At 70.7% G+C, this 20,881-nt stretch carries 13 protein-coding genes; 8 read left to right on the top strand and 5 right to left on the bottom strand.

Annotation, left to right across the window (positions count from 1 at the left end; genetic code table 11):
- Positions 1 to 108 precede the first annotated feature (108 nt).
- Positions 109 to 5,616, top strand: a complete 5,508-nt coding sequence (locus WME79_RS42420) for a trifunctional serine/threonine-protein kinase/ATP-binding protein/sensor histidine kinase (RefSeq protein WP_437527105.1) — start codon at positions 109 to 111, stop codon at positions 5,614 to 5,616.
- Positions 5,617 to 5,663: 47 nt separating this feature from the next.
- Here the strand turns inward: WME79_RS42420 and WME79_RS42415 are convergent, their stop codons facing one another.
- The 3 genes from WME79_RS42415 to WME79_RS42405 are packed head-to-tail and all read right to left on the bottom strand — an operon-like array spanning position 5,664 to position 6,936.
- The gene (locus tag WME79_RS42415; protein WP_437527102.1) at positions 5,664 to 6,035 is read right to left on the bottom strand and encodes a response regulator; all 372 of its coding nucleotides are present in this window, start codon (positions 6,033 to 6,035) and stop codon (positions 5,664 to 5,666) included.
- Positions 6,032 to 6,691 (bottom strand): response regulator transcription factor, encoded by a 660-nt coding sequence (locus tag WME79_RS42410; protein WP_437527099.1) that lies wholly within the window; start codon positions 6,689 to 6,691, stop codon positions 6,032 to 6,034. The genes WME79_RS42415 and WME79_RS42410 overlap by 4 nt, the downstream gene beginning before the upstream one ends.
- Positions 6,688 to 6,936, bottom strand: coding sequence for a hypothetical protein (locus tag WME79_RS42405; protein ID WP_437527097.1), 249 nt, complete (start codon positions 6,934 to 6,936; stop codon positions 6,688 to 6,690). Before WME79_RS42405 ends, WME79_RS42410 begins: the two co-directional genes overlap by 4 nt.
- A gap of 582 nt (positions 6,937 to 7,518) precedes the next feature.
- Here WME79_RS42405 and WME79_RS42400 point away from each other — a divergent pair.
- From WME79_RS42400 to WME79_RS42390, 3 genes are all read left to right on the top strand, one after another.
- Positions 7,519 to 9,492 (top strand): arylsulfatase, encoded by a 1,974-nt coding sequence (locus WME79_RS42400; protein ID WP_437527094.1) that lies wholly within the window; start codon positions 7,519 to 7,521, stop codon positions 9,490 to 9,492.
- Positions 9,493 to 9,572: 80 nt separating this feature from the next.
- Positions 9,573 to 11,891 (top strand): multiheme c-type cytochrome, encoded by a 2,319-nt coding sequence (locus tag WME79_RS42395; RefSeq protein ID WP_437527091.1) that lies wholly within the window; start codon positions 9,573 to 9,575, stop codon positions 11,889 to 11,891.
- A gap of 149 nt (positions 11,892 to 12,040) precedes the next feature.
- Positions 12,041 to 13,135: an aldo/keto reductase gene (locus WME79_RS42390; RefSeq protein ID WP_437527088.1), complete on the top strand. Its 1,095-nt coding sequence runs from the start codon at positions 12,041 to 12,043 to the stop codon at positions 13,133 to 13,135.
- An 18-nt stretch (positions 13,136 to 13,153) separates the two neighbouring features.
- Here the strand turns inward: WME79_RS42390 and WME79_RS42385 are convergent, their stop codons facing one another.
- On the bottom strand, positions 13,154 to 14,791 hold the full coding sequence (locus tag WME79_RS42385) for a protein kinase domain-containing protein (RefSeq protein WP_437527085.1): 1,638 nt from the start codon (positions 14,789 to 14,791) through the stop codon (positions 13,154 to 13,156).
- Positions 14,792 to 15,535: 744 nt separating this feature from the next.
- Between WME79_RS42385 and WME79_RS42380 the strand changes: the two genes are divergently transcribed.
- The 4 genes from WME79_RS42380 to WME79_RS42365 all read left to right on the top strand — a co-directional run bounded on the left by WME79_RS42380 (position 15,536) and on the right by WME79_RS42365 (position 19,794).
- The gene (locus tag WME79_RS42380) at positions 15,536 to 15,871 is read left to right on the top strand and encodes a hypothetical protein (protein WP_437527083.1); all 336 of its coding nucleotides are present in this window, start codon (positions 15,536 to 15,538) and stop codon (positions 15,869 to 15,871) included.
- Positions 15,868 to 16,224: a hypothetical protein gene (locus WME79_RS42375; protein ID WP_437527080.1), complete on the top strand. Its 357-nt coding sequence runs from the start codon at positions 15,868 to 15,870 to the stop codon at positions 16,222 to 16,224. The genes WME79_RS42380 and WME79_RS42375 overlap by 4 nt, the downstream gene beginning before the upstream one ends.
- A 202-nt stretch (positions 16,225 to 16,426) precedes the next feature.
- Positions 16,427 to 18,769 (top strand): helicase-related protein, encoded by a 2,343-nt coding sequence (locus WME79_RS42370; RefSeq protein WP_437527077.1) that lies wholly within the window; start codon positions 16,427 to 16,429, stop codon positions 18,767 to 18,769.
- Positions 18,770 to 19,107: 338 nt separating this feature from the next.
- Positions 19,108 to 19,794, top strand: coding sequence for a queuosine precursor transporter (locus tag WME79_RS42365; protein WP_437527074.1), 687 nt, complete (start codon positions 19,108 to 19,110; stop codon positions 19,792 to 19,794).
- A gap of 8 nt (positions 19,795 to 19,802) precedes the next feature.
- On the opposite strand, the gene WME79_RS42360 is transcribed toward WME79_RS42365, so the two are convergent.
- Positions 19,803 to 20,717 (bottom strand): hypothetical protein, encoded by a 915-nt coding sequence (locus WME79_RS42360; protein WP_437527071.1) that lies wholly within the window; start codon positions 20,715 to 20,717, stop codon positions 19,803 to 19,805.
- Positions 20,718 to 20,881 lie beyond the last annotated feature (164 nt).

The raw sequence follows: 20,881 nt of genomic DNA, 5'->3' as shown, positions 1-20,881 counted from the left end.
GTCGCGGTACGCGAGGCGGAGCGATGCGCCGAGGTAGGATGTGTCCGTACGGAACGCCCCCCGCTCAGCTCCGTTGCCGCTAGCACCGGCCCACCCACGGTGCGCCCCATGACGACCTCGCACGACCCCGCAGCCGTCTGCTTGCGCGACGACGGCGAGCTCGCGCTCTACCGCAGCAGTGAGGGACAACCGTCGTTGATCTTGCGGCCGGTTCATGCGCCTGCGGCGGACCTGTTGCAGAAGCTGGAGAATGAGTTCGCGCTCCGCGAGGAGCTGGATTCGGCGTGGGCGGTGTGCCCACGTGAGCTCGACTCCAGACCGGGCCGCACGAGGCTCTGGCTGGAGGATCCCGGCGGTGAGCTGCTCGCCCATCGGGTCGGACGCGCCTGGCCGATAGGCGACTTCCTGCGCGTGGCGCTCGGCTGGACGCGCGCGCTCGACCAGCTGCACGCGCGCGGCATCGTGCACAAGGACATCAAGCCCGCGAATGCCCTGGTCGACGTGGACAGCGGCGCGGTGTGGTTGACCGGCTTCGGCGCCGCCGCGCGCGCGGCGGACGAGCAGCGCGCGCGGCCGCCGACCCTGGTCGGCAGTCTGCCGTACATGGCGCCGGAGCAGACAGGGCGCATGAGCCGAGCGGTCGATACGCGCAGCGACATGTACGCGCTGGGCGTCTCGTTCTACGAGTTGTTGACGGGCGGCCTGCCGTTCGCCGCGTCGGAGCCGATGGAGTGGATCCACTGCCACGTGGCCAAGCAGCCAGCCGACCCGCGCGATCGCGTGGCCGAGCTGCCGGCGCCGCTCGCCGCCATCGTCTTGAAGCTGCTGTCCAAGCCGGCGGAGGAGCGCTACCAGACCGCAGCCGGCCTGGCGCGCGATCTGGAGCGCTGCCTGCTCGATTGGAGTGCGCACGGCAGCATCGAGCCTTTTTCGCTCGCGAGCGGGGACGCACGCCACCGCAGCATGCCCGAGCGCTTGTACGGTCGCGACCGCGAGCGCAACGCGCTGCTCTCCGCCTTCGAACGGGTGCGCACGAGCGGCGCTCCCGAGCTCGTGCTCGTGTCGGGCTACTCGGGGATCGGCAAGTCGGCCCTCGTCGACGAGCTGAGGCGGGCCATCGGCCGGCGCGCGGCGTTCGCGTCGGGGAAGTTCGACCAGTTCAAGCGCGACATCCCGTATGCCACCTTCGCCCAGGCGCTCGAGAGCCTGGTGCGGCAGGTGCTGGGCCGGCCCGCAGAAGAGCTCTCGGCGTGGCGAGAGGCGCTGCGGCGCGCGCTCGGCACGCACGGTGGCCTGGTGACGAACCTCGTGCCCGACGTCGAGTTCATCCTGGGACCGCAGCCGCCGGCGCCCGAGCTGCCCCCGAACGACGCCAAACAGCGCTTCCAGCTGATCTTTCGGCGCCTGATCGCGGTGTTCGCCAAGCCCGAGCAGCCGCTGGTGCTGTTCCTGGACGACCTGCAGTGGCTCGACGCAGCCACCCTCGACTTGATCGAACATCTGGCCTTGCACCCCGAGCTGGCGAACCTGCTGATCGTGGGGGCGTTTCGTAGCAACGAGGTCGACGCCGAACACGCGCTGCACCGCCTGGTCGCGCGGCTGCGCGCGGCGGCCGGACGCGTGGAGGAGATCTCGCTCGCAGCGCTGGCCCCGCCTGACGTGGCCGACCTGCTCGCGGACGTCCTGCAGGCGGACACCGCCGAGCTCGCGCCGCTCTCGGAGCTGGTGCACGAGAAGACCCACGGTAACCCGTTCTTCGCGATTCAGTTCATCAACGCGCTCAACGAAGCGGAGCTGCTCCATTTCGATCCGGCGAGATCACGCTGGCGCTGGGACCTCGAGCGCATCCGAGCGCGCGGCTTCACCGACAACGTGGCCGAGCTGATGATCGAGAAGCTGACGCGCCTGCCGGAGCCCACGCGTCGCGCGCTGATGCACCTCGCCTGTCTCGGTATTTGCGCGCCGATCGATGCCCTGGCGCTCGCGCTCGGTACCGGCGAGCGTGAGCTGACCGCCGCGCTGGACGACGCGCTGCGGAGCGGGCTCGTGGTGCGCGTGGAGCGCGAGTATCGCTTCTTGCACGACCGCGTGCAGGAGGCTTCATACGCGCTGATCGACCCGCGCGAGAGGCCCGCCCTGCACCTCGCCATCGGCATGAGGCTCTCCGCAGAGTCGGCCGAGCGCGCGCGCGAAGAGGGCAGCTTCGACATCGTGAACCAGCTCAACCGCGGCCTCGACCTCCTGCGCACGCGTCGAGAGCGCATGCGCGTGGCGGAGCTGAACCACGCGGCGGGGCGCCGCGCCAAGGCAGCATCGGCGTACACCTCGGCGCTCGTGTACCTGGCGGTGGCCGATGTGCTGCTCGGCGAAGACCGCTGGGAGAGCGACTACGCGCTTGCCTTCGCGCTCAGCTCCGACCGCGCGGAGTGCGAGCTGCTCGCCGGCGAGCTCACGGCCGCCGAGGCGTGCTTGACGCAGCTCGCGCCGAAGGCTGCCAACCTGGTCGACCGCGCCGCGGTCGCGCGGCTCCGCATCCTGCTCTACACGACGGCGGGTCAAAACGGCATGGCCGTGCAGGTCTGCCTGGACTTCCTGGGTACGATGGGCATCGACTGGACGCCGCGGCCCACGCGCGACGAAGTGGAGAGAGAGTTCCAGAGTCTGTGGGACGAGCTGGGTGATCGCAGCATCGAGTCGCTGATCGAGCTGCCGGTCAGCAACGACAGCTGGCGCGCCGCGCTCGACGTGCTCACGGCGGCGCAGCCGCCCGCGCTCTTCACCGACAGCGACCTGCACGATCGTCTGGTCGCGCGGATGGCGCGCCTCAGCCTCGCTCACGGCAACAGCGATGGCTCCTGCTACGCCTACGCGGTGCTGGGCGTGGTGCTCGGCTCCACCTTCCGCGACTATCCTGCCGGCAATCGCTTCGGCAAGCTGGGGTTCGATCTCGTCGCGGCGCGCGGCTTCGAGCGCTTCAAGGCGCGCGCGTACATGTCCTACGGCGCCCACGTGAACACGTGGGCCCAGCACATCGACACCAGCCTGGTGCTGGTGAGACGGGCGCACGCGGCCGCGCTCGAGGCGCTCGATCTGACCTTCGCCGGCTTCAGCAGCGAGACGCTGGTGACGCTGCTGCTCGGGAGCGGCGCGCCGCTGTCGGAGGTGGCGCGCGAGGCGGAGCGCGGGCTCTCGCTCGCTCGTCGTACCGGCTTCGGGCTGGTCGCGGACATCATCACGTCGCAGCTGCAGCTGATCCGGCTGCTCCGCGGCCACACGCCCAGCTTCGGCTCGTTCGACGGCGACGACTTCGACGAAGCCAGCTTCGAGCGGCACTTCGCCGAGGACCAGCAGCTCGCCTTCGCCACCTGCTGGTACTGGATTCGCAAGCTGCAGGGGCGATTCTTCGCGCGCGACTACGCGGCAGCGCTCGCCGCGGCCCGGCAGGCCGAGGCGCTCTTGTGGACCTCGCCCGGTCATTTCGAGGTGGCAGAGTTCCACTTCTACACGGCCCTGGTGCGCGCCGCGCTCTACGATGCGAGCTCGCGCGAGGAGCGCACGCGCCACGCCGAAGCGCTGTACGAGCACGAGCGTATCCTCGCCTTGTGGGCGCGTCACTGCCCGGACAATTTCGAGAACCGAGCCAAGCTGGTGGCGGCGGAGGTGGCGCGCATCGAGCGGCGCGAGCTCGCCGCGGAGCGGCTCTACGAAGAGGCCATCGACTCCGCGCGAAAGCACGGCTTCACCCAGAACGAAGCCGTGGCAAGCGAGATGGCCGCCCGCTTCTACGCGATGCGCGGGTTGAGCGGCGTGGCCCTGGCCTATCTCAGGTCGGCGCGCGATGGCTACGCCCACTGGCAGGCGACGGGGAAGGCCACGCAGCTCGAGCTGCTCGAGCCGCGCCTGCGCGAGGAGCCTTCGCTCACGCGCTCCAGCATCGGGGCGGCGCGCGTGGAGCAGCTCGACCTGGTGCCCTTCCTCAAGGCTTCTCAAGCGCTATCGGGAGAGATCCAGCTCGAGCGCCTGATCCGCACCTTGATGACCATCGCGCTCGAGGGAGCCGGCGCGGAGCGGGCGCTCTTGATCTCACCACGGGGAGAGGAGCTGTGGGTCGAGGCGGAGGCGGTGACCGCGGCCGACCACATCGAGGTGCGGCTCGTTCGTGAGCCCGCGCCAGCGAGCGATGCGCCCGCGTCGATCCTGCGCTACGCGGTACGCACACAGCAGCCGCTCCTCCTCGGAGATGCCGCGCTGGACGCGCGTTTTGCCGCCGATGAGCACGTACGGCGCACGCGCCCGCGCTCGATCTTTTGCGTACCGCTCGCCAAGCAGGCGCGGCTGTCCGGCGTACTCTATCTGGAGAACAACCTCGCGTCGCACGCCTTCACGCCCTCGCACCTCACGCTGCTCGAGCTGCTGGCCTCGCAGATGGCCATTTCGCTGGAGAATGCGCGGCTCTTCGACGACCTGCAGCGCGAAAACACCGAGCGCCGCAAGGTGGAGGAGCTGCTGCGTCGCACCAAGGCCTACCTGGCCGAGGCCGAGAGCTTGACGGACACGGGCAGCTTCGGCTGGAAGTTTGCGACCGGAGACCTGTTCTGGTCGGAAGAGACGTATCGCATCTACGAGGTCGAGCCGAGCACCAGGCCTTCGCTCCCGCCGCTGCTGGAGCGCGTACCCAAGGAGGAACGCGCGAGCGTGCAGCAGGCGTTCGAGCGCGCCAAGAGCGAGGGGCAGATGATGCTGGAGCACCGGCTGCTGTGCGCTGGCGGGCGCGTCAAGTACCTGCGCATCCGCGGACGCGCCCGCACCAGCTCGGACGGCAGCGCCGAGATCGTGGGCGCGGTGATGGACATGACCGCATCGCGACGCGCGGCGGAGGACCTCGAGGAGGCGCGCGCGCAGCTGGCCCACGTCGCGCGTACCACCACGCTGGGCGAGCTCGCCGCGTCGATCGCGCACGAGGTCAATCAGCCCCTCGCGGCCATCGCCGCGGACGCGAGCGCGGGCGTCAACTGGCTCGATCGCGCGGAGCCCGATCTGGTCGCCGTGCGTGAGTCGCTGGTCGCGATCGTGAACGACGGCCATCGTGCCGGCGACGTGCTGGCGCGAATTCGCCGCCTCTTGACGCGCTCGGCCGCGCACCGCGAGCGTTGCCACCTCGACGCCGTGATCAGCGCGGCGCTGCCGGTGGCAGAAGCCGAGCTGGCGCGACGTCGCATCGCCCTCGAGCTGGGGCTCCGATCGGGCGGGGCGCAGGTCTTCGCCGATCCGGTCGAGCTGCAGCAGGTCATCCTCAACCTTTTGCTCAATGCGGCCGAGGCTTCGCGGGATCTGCCGGAAGCGCGCCGACGCGTGCGCCTGGAGACGACGCTCTCGGAGGGCGCCGGCCGCGTCTGGGTCGTGGGCGCCGTCTCCGACGCGGGTGTCGGCCTTTCGCACGTGGACGGCGCGCGATTGTTCGAGGCGTTCTACACCACGAAGCCCGGAGGGCTGGGCATGGGATTGTCGATTTCACGCTCGATCCTCGAGCGCCACGGCGGCCGACTTTGGGCCGAGCCAAATCCTGTATTGGGCGCGACGTTTCGCTTCGAGCTGCCGGCCGTCGAAGGAGCCTGACGCTCGGCAGGGTTAAGGGCCCGTCCGACCGGCTGCGCGCGAGCGGCTCAGTCGCCGCGTGTGATCCGATGGATCGCGTCGAGCAGGTCCTTGGGCTGGAACGGCTTGGTCAGGAAGGCCACCGCGCCGGCGCGGAAGCACTGCTCGCGCATATCTTCGTCGCCGTGGGCGGTGAGGACGATGACCGGCAGCCGCGACGCGCGGCGGGTCAGCTCGACGAGCAAGTCGACGCCGCTCATCCCCGGCATGCGGACGTCGAGGACCAGGACGTCCATCGCCTCGATCTTGCCGGCGGCGAGGAACGCCTCCGCGGAGGCGAACGTCTCGACGTTGAAGCCCGTCGACTTGAGCAGGTTGCCGAGCGAGCGGCGCAGCGACGCGTCATCGTCGACGATCGCGATCAGCCGTTCTTCGTTCATCGCCCTCGTCCTCCGTCGGCTCCATCGAGGTGGCCGAGGCGCAGGGCGAATCGCACCAGCTCGGCGACGGAGCCGGCCCGCATCTTCTCCATCACCTTGGCCCGCTGCTCCTTCACCGTCGCCTCGCGCGTGCCGAACTCCGCCGCGATCTGCTTGTTGAGCTGGCCGGCGACCACCCCGCGCATCACCTCGCGCTCGCGGGCGCTCAAGGACTCGTAGCGGCTGGTCAGCTCGGCCAGGTCGCAGCGCTCGATCCGGGCCACGCGGTCGCGCTCGATCGCCTCGCGGACGGCTGCGATCAGGTCCGCCGGCCGGAACGGCTTCGTCATGAACTCGACCGCCCCCGCCTTCATCGCCCGAACCGACATCGGGATGTCGCCCTGCCCGGTGAGGAAGATGATCGGCAGGTTGACCCGGGCGTCCGAAAGCCGACGCTGCAGCTCGAGGCCGTCGAGCTGCGGCAGCTTGACGTCGAGCACCGCGCAGCCGCGCGCGTCGGAGTGATCGGCGGACAGGAAGCTCTCGGCGCACGGGAAGGTCTCGACCGCGAGGTCGACGGACGCGAGGAGCCGACTCAAGCTGGCGCGCACCGACGCGTCGTCGTCGACGACGAAGACCTTCGGGGCCGGGGAGGAGAGGGTCGAGGTCGCGTTCATCCGGAGCTCCGCTGCAAGTCGCGCGAGATCGCCGTGAGCGAGGAGCCGAAGGTAGCACCGATGCCGGGCGCGTTGGGCTGGGCCCAGAGCCGGCCGCCGTGGCGCTCGAGGATCGAGCGGCTGATCGCCAGCCCCATCCCCAGGCCGCCCTCCCAGAGCGGCTCCAGACGAACCACGTCGACGGGCATCGGCTCGCCGGAGCCCTCTCCACCGGAATTCTCGTGCGTCGGTACTGCCTTGGTCATCGATCGTGGAAGGTCGATCGTCCTGCGGGATGACCCGAGTCTACCCGACCACCACGGGTGCCCGGCGCCGACCGACACCCGACCTTGGTCGGGTAGCGGGCGCCCGCGCGACGCTGTTTCCGGCGATGGCCCGTTATCGACCGGCTTTTCTGGCAGGACCACGAACCGCCGCTCCGCGGCGAGAGAATTGTCTTGTATAACGTCATGATGTCCGTTATAGCGGAAGTATGTTTCCTTGCCTCGTAGCCATGCGGACGTTCGGTGCTCGCTCGGGGGCGTGCTGTCGAACGAGCGCTTGTCCTTCTTGCTGTAGTTAGCCGCATGCGCCGCGGCGCGGGCTGCGGCGAGGAGAACAGCGAAGCAGCGCCCCCGCGTCCCCGGTGACGTGCGGCGCCGTGGCTCGTCGTGACGGCCGAGTCACGCGGGTCATCACCGTCAGAGCCCGCCCTTCTCGTGGCGCGCCCGGCTGAGCTTTTGCCGGTGCGCGAACCGAGGCGTCCCTTCTGGAGGACGGCGGAGCCTCGCTCACGACGACGTTCGACTCCGGCATGCGGCGCTTCCAGCACTCCCAAGGAGACAGGTATGAAGCGGTTCTTCGAACGTCATCGATGGATTGGTTCGGCGCTCGCGAGCGGACCCTGGTTGTTCGCGACGTTGCTCGGCCCGATCGGTTGCGGGAGCGACGACGACGCGGGCAGCGGTGGCAGCGCCGCTCAGACCGGCAGCTCGAGCAGCGGGTCGGGCGGTTCCACGGGCGGCACCGGCAGCGCCACGAGCGGTGCCGGCGGCGGTGGCAACTCGGGTGAAGCTGGCGCGACGGGCGAAGGCGGCGGCGGTGCGGCGGGCTCGGGCGGCGGCGGCGGCGCCGGCGGTACGGGTGGCGGCGGCGGTGCCGGCGGCACGGGCGGCGGACATGGCGGTGCCGGCGGCACGGGCGGCGGAGATGGCGGCGCCGGCGGCACGGGCGGCGGCGGTACGATCGTCGAGTTGCCGAACATCGTCACGATCGTGGCCGACGATCTGGGCTTCTCGGACCTCGGCGCGTTCGGCGGCGAGATCAGCACACCGAACCTCGATACGCTCGCCGCCGAAGGCCGCATCCTCACCGGGCACCGCTCCGGATCGCTGTGCGCGCCGACCCGCGCGATGCTGGTCTCGGGCACCGACAGCCACTCTGTCGGGCTGGGCCGCATGGGCGGTGGTACTGGACCGCAAGCAGGGCAGCCCGGCTACGAGGGCTACCTGACCGACAACGCGCTGTCCGTCGCCGAGATCCTGAGAGACGCCGGCTACCATACGTACATCGCCGGCAAGTGGCACCTCGGCGACACGGAGGATCAGAGCCCTCCGGCGCGCGGCTTCGAGAAATCGTACGTCCTGCTCCCCGGCGTGGCGACGTTCTTCAACGAGTTCGCCGACACACCGACGACCGCGCAGGCGCAGCTTTATCGCGAGGACGGTGTGTACACGCAGCCGCCGCGCGACTTCTACGCGACCGAGTTCTACACGGACAAGCTCATCCAGTACATCGAGAGCAACCGCACCGACGACAAGCCGTTCTTCGCGTTCGCGACGTACACCACGCCGCACTGGCCGCTTCAGGCGCCGCCAGAGTACATCGACAGGTACCGCGGCCGCTACGACGCGGGCTACGACGTCATCCGCGAGCGGCGCCTCGAGCGGCTCAAGAGCCGCGGCGTCATCCCCCGATCGTTCACGCCGAATCCCCGCTTGCCGAGCGGCGACAGCAACCCGAAGACCTGGGAAGAGCTGACGCCGGAGGAGAGGACCTACGAAGCGCGGCGCATGGAGATCTACGCCGCGATGGTCGAGAACCTCGACGCCAACATCGGCAGGCTGATCCAGTACCTCAAGCGGGTCGGCGAGTACGAGAACACCTTCATCTTCTTCCAGTCCGACAACGGCGCGGAAGGTGGCAATCGCGAGGGCTTCGCCGCCACCGACCCGAGCCGCTCCGGGGCGGTGGTGAACACGCTCGAGAACCTGGGCCGACCGGGGTCGTACATCGGCGTCGGCCCCCGCTGGGCCGAGGTGAGCGCCACGCCGTTCCGGCTGTGGAAGAGCTACACGACCGAAGGCGGCATCGCCGTTCCGGCCATCGCACGGCTGCCGGGACAGCACCAGGCCAGGCCGCAGTTCGACGGAACCACGCACGTGATCGATTTTCTGCCGACCGTGCTCGATCTGGCCGGTTTGCCCGATCCGGGCCGTGCCTACAAGGGCAGGGAAGTCGAGCCGATCAGCGGGCACTCGCTCTTGCCGGTGCTGGAAGATCGGGCGACCGGCCTGCGCGCGCCCGGCGAGACGTTGATCTGGGAGCACGGCAACCACCGCTACGTGATCCGCGACAACTGGAAGCTCTTGTGGCTCAGCGCGCCCTATGGCCCGACGCCGCGCGCCTGGAGCCTGTTTGATCTGGCCACCGACCGCGGCGAGATCAACGATGTTTCCGCGGCTCATCCGGACGTGGCGGCCGAGCTCGCCGCCGCGTGGGCGCAATACGCCACCGCCCGCGGAGTCATCCTCAACGAGTAAACGCGCACCCTGCCGCGCGCGAGCCGCGGGCGTCTCTGCACGACCCGCGCCTCGCGGCGGCGCTCGCCCCCGCTCCGCACATGGCTGATCCCCGACTCGTTCGCTCGTGGCCCATCGCTGCCCTGACCCTGGCGCTTATCGGGCTCGTGGTCTGGCGCGCGTCCACGAGCGCGTCCTCGCCCGCGCCAGCCGACGCCTCCACGGCGAGCGCTTCGGGGGCGAAACCCGGGGCGGCGCACGGCGACGCCGCGGAGGCCTCGTCGGCTGTCGCAACGCTGGTCAGCCCGGCGGAGCGCTCGCCAGAGCGCGCAGCTGCCGGCTTCGTCGGCAGCGATCGCTGCGCGCCGTGCCACGCCGAGGAGCACGCCGCTTGGCAGGGCTCGCAGCACGCGCGGGCCATGCAGCACGCGAGCGCCGCCACCGTGCTCGGGAACTTCGAGGGGGCGCGCCTGCGTTACGCCGGGCAGGTCCACCGCTTCGATCGCCAGGACGGAAAATACTGGGTCACCACGGACGGCGCGGATGGACAGCTGCACCGCTACGAGGTGCTGTACACCTTCGGCGTCGAGCCGCTCCAGCAGTACCTCGTTGCCGGCCCGGGTGGACGCTTGCAGGCGCTGCCGTTTGCGTGGGACGCGCGGCCCCAGGCACGCGGTGGGCAGCGCTGGTATCACCTGCACGAGCGCGACAACGTGCGCGCCGGCGACGTGCTGCACTGGACCGCCGCCAGCCAGAACTGGAATCACATGTGCGCCGAGTGCCACTCGACGCACGTCACGAAAGGGTACGACGCGGCCGCGGATCACTTCACCACCACCTGGTCCGAGATCAGCGTCGGGTGCGAAGGCTGCCACGGCGGCGGCGCGCGCCACCTCGACTGGACCAGGGCGAGGACGCCGGACCCCTCGAAGGGCCTCGACGTGCGCTTCGACGAGCGCCAGGACGCCACGTGGACACGGCTGCCGAGCGGCACCGCGCAGCGTGGCAAGAGGCCCTCGAGCGGCACCGAGAGCGCCACGTGCGCGTTCTGCCACAGCCGCCGCGAGACGCTCTCGCAGCCGTTCCGGCACGGCGCCCCGCTGCTCGACAGCGTGGCGCTCGAGCTGCTGACCGCGCCCTTCTACACGCCCGACGGCGTCATGAGCGACGAGGTCTTCACCTACGGCTCGTTCCAGCAGAGCAAGATGGCGCACGCCGGTGTGACGTGCAGCGACTGCCACGAGCCGCACTCCGGCCGTCTGCGCGCCGAGGGCAACGGCATGTGCGCGTCCTGCCACGAACCGGCGCGCTTCGATGTCCCCGCGCATCACCACCACGCCGCGAACGCCGCCGCCGCGAACGCCGCGAACGCCGCGGCCACGCCCAGCGCGCCCGCCGCTCCGCGCTGCGTCGACTGCCACATGCCGGCGCGCACGTACATGGGCGTCGACGTCCGTCACGATCACGGCTTCCGGGTGCCTCGGCCGGATCTCTCGGTCCGCCTTGGGATCCCGAACACGTGCACCGACTGCCACGCGCAAAAGCCCGCGAGCTGGGCCGCCGACGCCGTGCGAGCCTGGCTCGGCCGCCCCGCGCAGGGCTACCAGACAACCACCGAGGTCTTCGCTCTCGCGCGCACCGCGCCCGGCGACCCTGCCGTCGCCGCTGAGCTCCAGCGGCTCGCGGCCGACCGCGCCCTCCCCGCCATCGTGCGCGCCACCGCGCTCGCCTCGCTGCGCGCCGCCCCGACGGCCGCGTCGCTCGCCGTCCTCGGTGCGGCGCTCGCCGATCCCGACCCGTTGGTACGGCGCGCTGCGCTCAGCGCGCTGGAGGGCTACGACCCTCGTCGCGCCGCGGCCGTCGCCGCGCCGCTCCTCGCCGATCCCGTACGCGGTGTGCGCATCGAAGCCGCGCGCGTGCTTGCAGGCGTCGACCTTCGCGCCTTGCCCGAGCGCGCCGCGCGGGAGCTGGACGGGGCGTTGCGCGAGTACATCGCCACGCAAACCCACCACGCCGATCGCGTCGAGGCCCAGAACAACCTGGGCCTCATCTTCACCCGCACGGGCGAGCCGCGCGGCGCCGAGCACGCCTACCTCGCCGCGCTTCGCATCGAGCCCGGCTACGTCCCCACGTACGTGAACCTCGCCGACCTCTATCGCGAGCTCGGCCGCGACGCGGACGGCGTCGCGCTGCTTCGGCGCGGCATCACCCAACTTCCCGAGCAGGCCGAGCTGCTCCACTCGCTGGGCCTCGCCCTGGTCCGGCAAGGCCACAAAGACCAAGCGATCGAGCCGCTGAAACGCGCCGCCGAGCTCGCGCCCGAGCAGGCTCGCTTCCAGACCGTCTACCAGGCCGCGCTGACCGCCTTGCGATCATCCACCCCGGCTGCTCACGCCCAGCCTCGTCTCGGGCGGCCGTGAGCTCCTCTACACCCAGGGGGGCACCACGTTCACGACCGCGTCGGTGACTGCTGGGGGGCGGTCGCTGGCGCAGCGCGCCACGCTCGTGCCTTTCGCATGGCACGTCCCCTGCAGTCGGGCTTCGCCCTGAAAAGGAGCGTTGCCCTGTCATGACGAAGCGACCTTCTCGGCGGACCTTCCTCCACGCCGCGGGTGCCAGCCTCGCGCTCGGCGCGTGTGCGGGGAGCGCGCAGCTGCGGCAAAACGCTACATCCGCGGGCTCTTCGGAGCCTCCCGAGGGGCCTTCCTCCGGGGCGCCAGAGGAAGAGGACGTCGCGCTGCCGGCGGGCGGCGTGATGCCGACGAGGACTCTCGGGCGGACCGGCGTGAAGGTCAGCCTCCTCGGCCTCGGCGGCTACCACATCGCGGTCCCCAAGGACGAGCAGGAGAGCATCCGGCTCGTTCGCTTCGCGATCGATCACGGGGTCAGCTTCCTCGACAACTGCTGGGATTACCACGACGGCAAGAGCGAGGAGCGCATGGGCAAGGCGCTTCAGGACGGATACCGCAGCAAGGTCTTCCTGATGACCAAGCTCGACGGCCGCACCCGGGCGACCGCCGAGGCGCAGCTCGAGCAGTCGCTCCGGCGGCTGCGCACCGACGTCATCGATCTCGTGCAGATGCACGAGATCATCCGGATGGGCGATCCCGAGCAGATCTACGGACCCGGCGGCGCGATGGAGGCGCTCGTGGCCGCGAAGAAGGCTGGCAAGATCCGGTTCATCGGCTTCACGGGGCACAAGGACCCGGACATCCACCTCGCCATGCTGAAGATGGCCGAGCGGCAGGGCGTCCCGCTCGACACCGTGCAGATGCCTCTCAACGTCCTGGATCCCCATTACCGGAGCTTTGAAAAGGCGGTGCTCCCGGTGCTGACGCAGCAGGGCATCGGGGTGCTGGGGATGAAGCCGTTCGCCGGCGGGGAGATCGCGAAGACAGGCGTGGTCTCGCCGGTAACCTGCCTGCACTATCCCATGAGCTTGCCGACGTCGGTGGTCATCACCGGCTGCGACAGCCTGGGTGTCCTCAAGCAGGCGCTCAAGGCGGCTTACACGTTCCAGCCGCTCGGCAACGAGCGCGTCTCGGCGATCCTCGCGCGCACCGCCGAGCTCGGGGCCAGAGGGGAACACGAGCAGTTCAAGACCACGGAGCGCTTCGACGGCACCACGAAGAACCCCCACTGGCTGACGACCGCGGACCTCTGAGCGGAGGCTGAGGCTGGTTCAGAAGCCGAAGGTCGGATCCTTCTCGGAAGCGCCCTTGCTGGAGGGCGCACCCTGAGAGGGCCGCCTGGCCGGGGGAGGCGCCTGCGGGCGCGTCGGTCTGAGCGTGGCCTTTGCGGCGCCAGGTGGGGGGGCGGCCGGGGCGTCGGCCGCGCTGCTCGGGGCTGACGAAGCCGACGCGGCAGGGACGGCGCTCGCGTCCGGGGGAGGCGGGGAAGGCACCTCCTCCACCCGTGTCGGCGGTGCGGATGATTCCGGAGCGTGGGGCGAAGGCGCCGCCGCAGGGGCAGCGGTGACCTCGGGAGCAGGCGAGCGAAGCAGGACGACGGCGGCGATCCCCAGGCCGACCACGAGCACGCTGGCAGCCACGGCGAGCACCGCCCGCGACGGGGCGCGACGATCCACGGGCGGGGACAGCGCGCCTCCCACGGCCTCCAGCGTGCCGCTGGCGGTCAGCGTGCCGCCCGCGGCCAGCGTGTCGCCCGGGCCTCCCATGCCTCGCGGGACCTGCGTGGGGTCCGCCACGACCGTGCCGCCCGCCGCCAGCGAGCCGCCGGCGGTCACCGCGTCGTCCAGGGCCACGGTGCCACCTCCGGCCGGCGCGATGCCTTGAACCGGCGGATAGCCGTGAGCCGGCGCGACGCCGAGAGCCTGGGCGATGCCGTGAGCCGGCGCGACGCCGTGAGCCGGCGCGACGCCGTGAGCTGGCGCGACACCCTGAGCCGGCGCGCCGCCGTGAGCCAGCGCCTCGGTCGAGTCCAGCGAGTCGCGCGAGTCCGGCACCGCGGCGCTGCGCTGCACCGCCGCGGCGAACGCGCGGGCGAGCTCGCTCGCGCTCTGGAACCGCTCCGCGGGCTCGCGCTTGAGCGCGCGCTCCAGGAAACGATCGAGCTCGGGCCAGATATTCGGCGCGAGCTGCGAGGCGACCGGGATGTCGCCCGTGCAGATCTCCACGAGCACGTCGCCGAGCTCCTCCCCGGGGAACGGCAGCTGGCCCGTGAGGCACTGGAAGATGATCACGCCGAGCGACCAGAGATCGCTGCGGAAGTCGATCGTCTTGCTCCGGCGCACCTGCTCGGGGCTCATGTAGTGCGGCGAGCCGATGAGCGTGCCGGTCTTCGTCGCGTCGGCGGCCAGCCCGGTGCCGGTCGCCTTGGCGACCCCGAAGTCGAGGATCTTGACGATCTCCTCGCCCTGCCGCGCGAGGAAGATGTTCGCCGGCTTGAGGTCGCGGTGGATGAGCCCCACCTCGTGCGCGCGGCGGAGCGCCTTGGACACCTGGCTCACGATGCCGAGCAGCTCCTCCGGCTCGAGGCGCCCGTGGCGCGCGAGGTACGCCGCCAGATCCTCGCCCTCGAGCAGCTCCATGGCGAGGTAAGGCGTGTCGCCCTCGAGGCCGTAGTCGTAGACGTGGACCACGTTGGGCGTCCGGAGCTGGGCCGAGGCCTTCGCCTCCCGCTCGAACCGCGCGCGCGCGACGGGGGAGTCGGCGTGCTGCGGCATCATGAACTTGAGCGCGACCTCGACGTCGAGCTGGAGGTGCCGCGCCACCCAGAGGAAGCCCATGGCGCCGCCCGACAGCGGCCGCTCCAGGCGATACTTCCCACCGACGACGCTCCCCGCTTCAAGCGACAGCATGCGATCGAGCCTTCCGCGTCCCAGCGTCCTTCCGTTCGGGCCTCCGCGGTCTAGCAGAGGCGGGGCCCCATGTCGTGCTTCTTACAGCGGCCGGCATCTCGCCCCATCATGCCACGGGCGCGGCGACGCGACGAAGGTCGAGCGTGAGCAGCCAGCTGTCGCATCTTCTCCTCCCCCGCATCGGCAAGCTGCTCCCCCGACCCCGTCGGTGCTCAGCCGCATCGAGGCGAGGGGTCGATGTCGCTGAAGGATGTCGCTGAAGAGGGAGGAGCTGCTCCCGCCCAGTGGGCCCAGGGCTCCGCTCCCGCGCACGCAATGCTGGTGAAATTTTCCGGCTATCCAGGCGCTCGGGGCCCCGCCGATCGCTGACGTCGATGCAGCCCAGAGATAGGGGCGAGCTGCCGTGCTCGTCCGTGACACGGGCCAGCGCGCTGCGTGCGCAGGAGCTCGATCTTCAGCGTCGAGGCCCACGCCTTCGACCGCCGCGTCCTTCGCGCTTCTCCCGCGGTACGCGCACGCACACCCCGAACATCCGCCCGACGAACTACCACTCTCCTATCCATCGATTCGCTCCCCCAACGCCATGACGGTACAGCGCTGAAGATGCGATTTCTGAACGACGTCGATGCGGCGTATGTACGCATGTAATAGACAGATTCTTCTCCTCTCCATACGCGGCGCCGCTCTCCGTCGCTTCGTAAAAACAGCACGCCTCGCGCGAAAATTGGCTTGCTGGCGCATCCGATGAATCCCATCTTCGTCACCGCATCAATGCGCAGCAGATTCGACGCCTTCGGCAAGAGCGTCCTGAGCGAGACCCTCGGTCTCGTCGGCGGCGCCGACACTCAGGTCGAGGTCATCGCAACTTCCCAGACCATGGACATTGGGTACGTGCCCGATCCCGCCCGCGCCGCGTTGCGCGCAGAGCTCGGCCTGCTCGGCGAACTCGCGGCAGAGCCCTGCCAGTTCGAGCCCTTCCACGACACCCCCGGTCCGGCCGAGCTGCGCGGCTGCGTCCGCAAGCAGCTCCAGAGCCCTCGGCGCGCACCGCGGAAGACGCGGAAGAGGAGGAGATCGTGACGGAAGTTCAGCAGTGGTTCGAGCAGCTCAAGCAATCCCTCCGCGACGAGGCGCGGAGGGAGGGTCTCCAAGAGGGGCGCAAGGAGGGTCTCCAAGAGGGGCGCAAGGAGGGTCTCCAAGAGGGGCGCAAGGAGGGCCTCCAGGAGGGGCGCAAGGAGGGCCTCCAGGAGGGGCAGCTCCGGGTGCTGGTGAGGCAGTTCGAGAAGAAGCTGGGCCGACCGCTGACCGACATGGAGCACTCCGTGTTGGCTGAACGGTTCGAGCGCCTGGGCGCCGATCGCCTTGACGATGCCAAGCTGGCACTCCCGCCTGATGCGCTCGCCGCCTGGCTCGCGGACCCGACGGCGCGCTGAGACAGATCCGTCGTTCGCCGAGATGGCCCCACGGGTGCCTCCCCGGCGCGCGTCGGGCTCCGCTGCTCGGGCTCCGCAGGGCCCGTAGGGCCATCGGCGAGGCCCAGGAAGAGCCCGCCCAGCGGCAAGGATCCGAAGCGCACGCCCTCGGCGCATCGCGCGGGGCCGTCTTCGCGGCGTCCGGTACTAAGCTGCGTGCGCCATGGTCGACGCTTCCCCCATCACGGCCGTCCTGGGCCCGACCAACACCGGCAAGACCCACCGCGCCATCGAGCGCATGCTCTCCCACGACTCGGGCATGATCGGCCTGCCGCTGCGGCTGCTCGCGCGCGAGGTCTACGACCGGGTGACCACCCGGGTCGGCGAGGCCCGCGTCGCGCTCGTGACCGGCGAGGAGAAGCGCGTCCCGAGGCGGCCGGACTACTGGGTGTGCACCGTCGAGGCGATGCCGGTCGATCTGGAGGTCGACTTCCTGGCCATCGACGAGATCCAGCTCGCCGCGCACGACCAGCGCGGCCACGTGTTCACCGAGCGCCTGCTCCTCTCGCGCGGCCGGCGCGAGACCTGGTTCCTCGGCGCCGACACGATGCGGCCGCTCATGGCCGAGCTCGTGCCGACCGCCAGCATCGTCCAGCACCCGCGCCTCTCGCGGCTCGCGAGCGCCGGGGCCGGCAAGCTCTCACGCCTGCCGCCGCGCAGCGCCGTCGTCGCGTTCTCGACCCCGCAGGTCTACGAGATCGCCGAGCGGCTGCGCGCGCAGCGGGGCGGCGCGGCCGTGGTGCTCGGCGCGCTCTCGCCCCGCACCCGCAACGCGCAGGTCGCCCTCTTCCAGTCGGGCGAGGTCGACTACCTCGTCGCCACCGACGCGATCGGCATGGGGCTCAACCTCGACGTGCGCCACGTCGCGTTCGCGGCGCTCCGCAAGTTCGACGGGCGCGCCGTGCGCGACCTCGACCCCGCCGAGCTCGCGCAGATCGCCGGCCGCGCGGGCAGGCACCTCGCGGATGGGACCTTCGGCACCGTCGCGCCGCTCTCGCTCCCCGACGGCGTGGCCGCCGCGATCGAGGCGCACCGCTTCCCCCCGGTGCGGAGGCTGCTCTGGCGGAGCAGCGAGCTCGACATGAGCTCGATCGACGCGCTCCTCGCGTCGCTCCGGGCGCGCCCGCGCGCCCGCTCGCTGAGGCTCGTCGACGACGCGGAGGACACGGCCGCGCTGGCGAGGCTCGCCGAGGACCCGGAGGTGCGAGCGCGCGCGCGGGGTGAAGAGGCGGTTGGGTTGCTCTGGGAGGTCTGCCGCATCCCCGACTTCCGCAAGCTCCTGTTCGAGTCGCACGTCGCGCTCCTCGCCGAGATCTACGGGCAGCTCTCCGGCCCGAGCGCGGCGCTCGACGCCGGCTGGATGGCCGCCCGGGTGACCGAGATCGACGAGGTGGGCGGCGACATCGACACGCTGATCACGCGGATCGCGTCGATCAGGACGTGGACGTACATCTCGAACCACGCGCGCTGGGTCCGCGACGCGGCGGCGTGGCAGGAGCGCACGCGGGCGATCGAGGATCGCCTGAGCGACGCGCTCCACGAGCGGCTGGTGCAGCGCTTCGTCGAGCGGGGCGGCGGCGCGGCGCGCCGTGCGCGGGCGGCGTCGAGCGCGCGGGCGGCGCCGGGCGCGCGGGCGGCGCCGGGCGCGCGGTCGTCCTCGGGCGCACGCCGGGTCGAGGCCGAGCCGCCGGCGTTGCCGGAGGGGCACCCGTTCGCGCCGATCGCGGCGCTCCGGGCCAGGCTCGCGCCGGGGCCCGCGGCGCCGGCGCCCGAGGACGACCGGGCGCGCTGGGTCGAGGCGCTCGTGGGGGCGCCGCACGAGCGGTTCTCGGTCGACGTGGGCGGGCGGATCTTCGACGGCGAGCAGCTGCTCGGGCAGCTCGCGCGCGGCCCGACGCTGCTCCTGCCCGACGTGAGGCTCGCCGCGCTCGAGGACCTCGGCGCGGGGGCGCGGTCGCGCGTGCTCCGGCGGCTCGTGGCGTTCGCGCGCGATCTCGTCGAGCAGCTGCTCGCGCCGCTGCGCTCGCCCGAGGTGCGCGCGCTCCCGGGCGCGGCGCGCGGGATCGTCTACCAGCTGGAGCAGGGGCTCGGGACGGCGGCGGCGCGGGACGCGGAGGAGCAGGTCGCGGAGCTCGCGCCGGAGGGCCGGGCGCTGCTCGCGGCGCACGGCATCGAGGTGGGCGAGCGCGTGCTCTACGTGCAGCCGCTGCTCCGGCGCGGCGCGCTGGAGCGCCGCCTCGCGCTGTGCGCCGCCTGGTTCGATCGCGACCGGGTGCCCGCGTGCCCAGCGCCCGGCGCGGTGTCGATGGCGGTCGCGCGGGGCGTGGATCCAAGGGCGTACGCGGCGATCGGCTACCCGGTGTTCGGGACGCGGGCGCTCCGCGCGGACGTGGCGGAGCGGGTGCTCCGGGCGCTCGCGAGCGGCGAGCCGGCGGAGCGGCTCTCGGGCTGGATGGGGTGCTCCGCGCGGGAGGCGCCGAGGGTGGCGGCGTCGCTGCTGGGGTAGGAGAGAGGGCCGGCGACCGTCCGACGTCGAGGTCAAGCGCAGAGCGGAGCGGCTTCTCGGCGAGGTGCGGCCCGCGATTCGCTTGAACTCTGAGCGGTTTTTCTGGATTCTGGGCGGGTTGTCCAGTTGTCTGAGGTAATTCTCGATTCTGCTCTGAATTGTCCAGATTCGAGTGATTGAATTCTGGATTCGGCTCGATTTGCGCAGATCTTCAGGCGTATTTCTATATCTCGTCGACTTGTGTCTTGTTTGTAGACCAGGATGTCTCGCTGCCCTGGGCACCCGGGCTCACAACTGCGGCGGTCCCCGCGCCCTCCTTAAAAAACGAGGCGATTCTCATGTCCGAATTGTCGTCCAAGAGCGCGAGCCAAGATCTGACGAACGCCGTCAAGCCGGCGGCCATTATCGTCATCTCGCTCTATATCGCGGCGCAGCTCATCAGTCAGATCGCAAGCCTCAAGATCGGCGTCGTCTTCTCGTTGGCCGTCGATATGGGGACCTTCATCTATCCCCTTACCTTCACCTTGCGGGACATGGTCCACAAGACCATCGGCAAGCGCGGCGCCCAGACGCTGATCCTTTGCGCCGGCGGGGTCAATCTCCTGATGGCCCTCTATCTCCTCTGGGCCGCACAGGTGCCGTCTGACCCGTCCTGGGGTCTCGGCGAACAGTTCTCGGCGATCCTGAGTCCGGTGTGGCGAATCGTGTTCGCAAGCATCGTCGCGGAGGTCGTGAGCGAGCTGCTGGACACCGAAATTTTCCACCGGGTTCGCGAGGCCTACCTGAGAAAGGCGGGCCCCAGGCGCCAGTGGCTCGCGGTCCTTGCGAGCAACGCGGTCAGCGTTCCGGTCGACAACCTGCTGTTTTGCTTCGGTGCCTTTGCATTTGTCCTGCCGTTCGATGTGATCCGGGAGATCTTCGCCATCAATCTGGCGACCAAATTCGCCATGACCCTGATAAGCCTGCCTGGCATCTATCTCGTGCCCGACAAGACAGGCAAGGACGCCCCGGGGCTACAGGCATAGCCCGCTGCTCAAGGCTTGCAGAAATCTTTGGCCGTCTGGACGGCGGCGACGGTGACCTTCACCGCCTTCGCGCCGCCGGAGATGACGTACTCGGACGCCCCGTAGATGTCCGCGCCCGGCGCCCAGTTGTACGAATAGCCCAGCCTGGTCCAGGGGAAGCCTGTGGGCGTCTGACCCTTCTCCGGCACCTGCCACGACGACATCGCATGGTTCGTGAACCACCTGTAGTAATCGGCCGGCGCCGGTGCAGACTGCTTTTCAGGCAGCTTCGTCCCGTTGCAGGAATCGGTGTCGACGCGGGCGTCCGTGCACGGGCGGAAGATGCTTGCGGCCGGCACCCCCGAGAACGTGACGAACTGCCGCTCCATCGTGTCCGCGGGGAGCGGCGGCTGCGGGGCTGACATGCCGAGGACCTGGTGGATCTGGAGCACCACATCGCCTGTCCACGTCTTGCACTTGTTCTGGAGCTCGCCGTTGCTCGTGACCCACACGTCCCACTTCACGTTCACGGGCTGCTGCGCCACGTAGGCGCCGCACTTGTTCGGTCCGCCGTCGCCCCGGCAGCCGGCCCAGGTGGTCACCGTGTAGGTGCCGTTCGCGTCGGGCTTGAGCGGCACGAGCTTGCGCGTGGCAGCGGGCGTGACGACGGCGGACTTGAAGATCGCCTCGCTGTAGAGCGCATCCAGATCCACCACCGCGGGGGCCGCCGGGCCGGGCGGGGCTGTCGCCGGCGCGGTGGCGGCTGTCGCGGGTGCGCTCGTGGCTGGAGCGGGGCTCGTCGCAGGGGCCGCGGGCTCTGGGCTGGGTGATGGGGCCGTGGCCGCGGCGGGAGGCCGAGCCCCCGACTCCGCGACGCACGCTCCGAGCGGGAGCAGGAACAGGCTTGTCATGGCCGCCGACGCGGCGCGTGAGGGTCGGATCATCTTCGCGGCTTCTCCTTGGTTGCCGAACAACACTATCCGACCTGCGGCGCCGGCTACAGCGTCACGGGCCCCCTGTGCCGAGGAGCTGCCCGGTCGGCCACGTCGACTCCGGCGCGACGTGAACGAAGGTCATCTCGAGGTGATCGACGAGCCGTCGGTCGCCG

This window comes from Sorangium sp. So ce726 (genome assembly GCF_051521405.1).
Classification (GTDB): domain Bacteria; phylum Myxococcota_A; class Polyangia; order Polyangiales; family Polyangiaceae; genus Sorangium.
This window is presented reverse-complemented; position numbering and strand designations above follow the sequence as displayed.

What these genes read in the sequence shown, in the direction of transcription:
- WME79_RS42420 (WP_437527105.1), top strand. Translation starts at nt 109, where the DNA reads ATGACGACCTCGCACGACCCCGCAGCCGTCTGCTTGCGCGACGACGGC.
- WME79_RS42415 (WP_437527102.1), bottom strand. Translation starts at nt 6,035, where the DNA reads ATGAACGAAGAACGGCTGATCGCGATCGTCGACGATGACGCGTCGCTG.
- WME79_RS42410 (WP_437527099.1), bottom strand. Translation starts at nt 6,691, where the DNA reads ATGAACGCGACCTCGACCCTCTCCTCCCCGGCCCCGAAGGTCTTCGTC.
- WME79_RS42405 (WP_437527097.1), bottom strand. Translation starts at nt 6,936, where the DNA reads ATGACCAAGGCAGTACCGACGCACGAGAATTCCGGTGGAGAGGGCTCC.
- WME79_RS42400 (WP_437527094.1), top strand. Translation starts at nt 7,519, where the DNA reads ATGAAGCGGTTCTTCGAACGTCATCGATGGATTGGTTCGGCGCTCGCG.
- WME79_RS42395 (WP_437527091.1), top strand. Translation starts at nt 9,573, where the DNA reads ATGGCTGATCCCCGACTCGTTCGCTCGTGGCCCATCGCTGCCCTGACC.
- WME79_RS42390 (WP_437527088.1), top strand. Translation starts at nt 12,041, where the DNA reads ATGACGAAGCGACCTTCTCGGCGGACCTTCCTCCACGCCGCGGGTGCC.
- WME79_RS42385 (WP_437527085.1), bottom strand. Translation starts at nt 14,791, where the DNA reads ATGCTGTCGCTTGAAGCGGGGAGCGTCGTCGGTGGGAAGTATCGCCTG.
- WME79_RS42380 (WP_437527083.1), top strand. Translation starts at nt 15,536, where the DNA reads ATGAATCCCATCTTCGTCACCGCATCAATGCGCAGCAGATTCGACGCC.
- WME79_RS42370 (WP_437527077.1), top strand. Translation starts at nt 16,427, where the DNA reads ATGGTCGACGCTTCCCCCATCACGGCCGTCCTGGGCCCGACCAACACC.
- WME79_RS42365 (WP_437527074.1), top strand. Translation starts at nt 19,108, where the DNA reads ATGTCCGAATTGTCGTCCAAGAGCGCGAGCCAAGATCTGACGAACGCC.
- WME79_RS42360 (WP_437527071.1), bottom strand. Translation starts at nt 20,717, where the DNA reads ATGATCCGACCCTCACGCGCCGCGTCGGCGGCCATGACAAGCCTGTTC.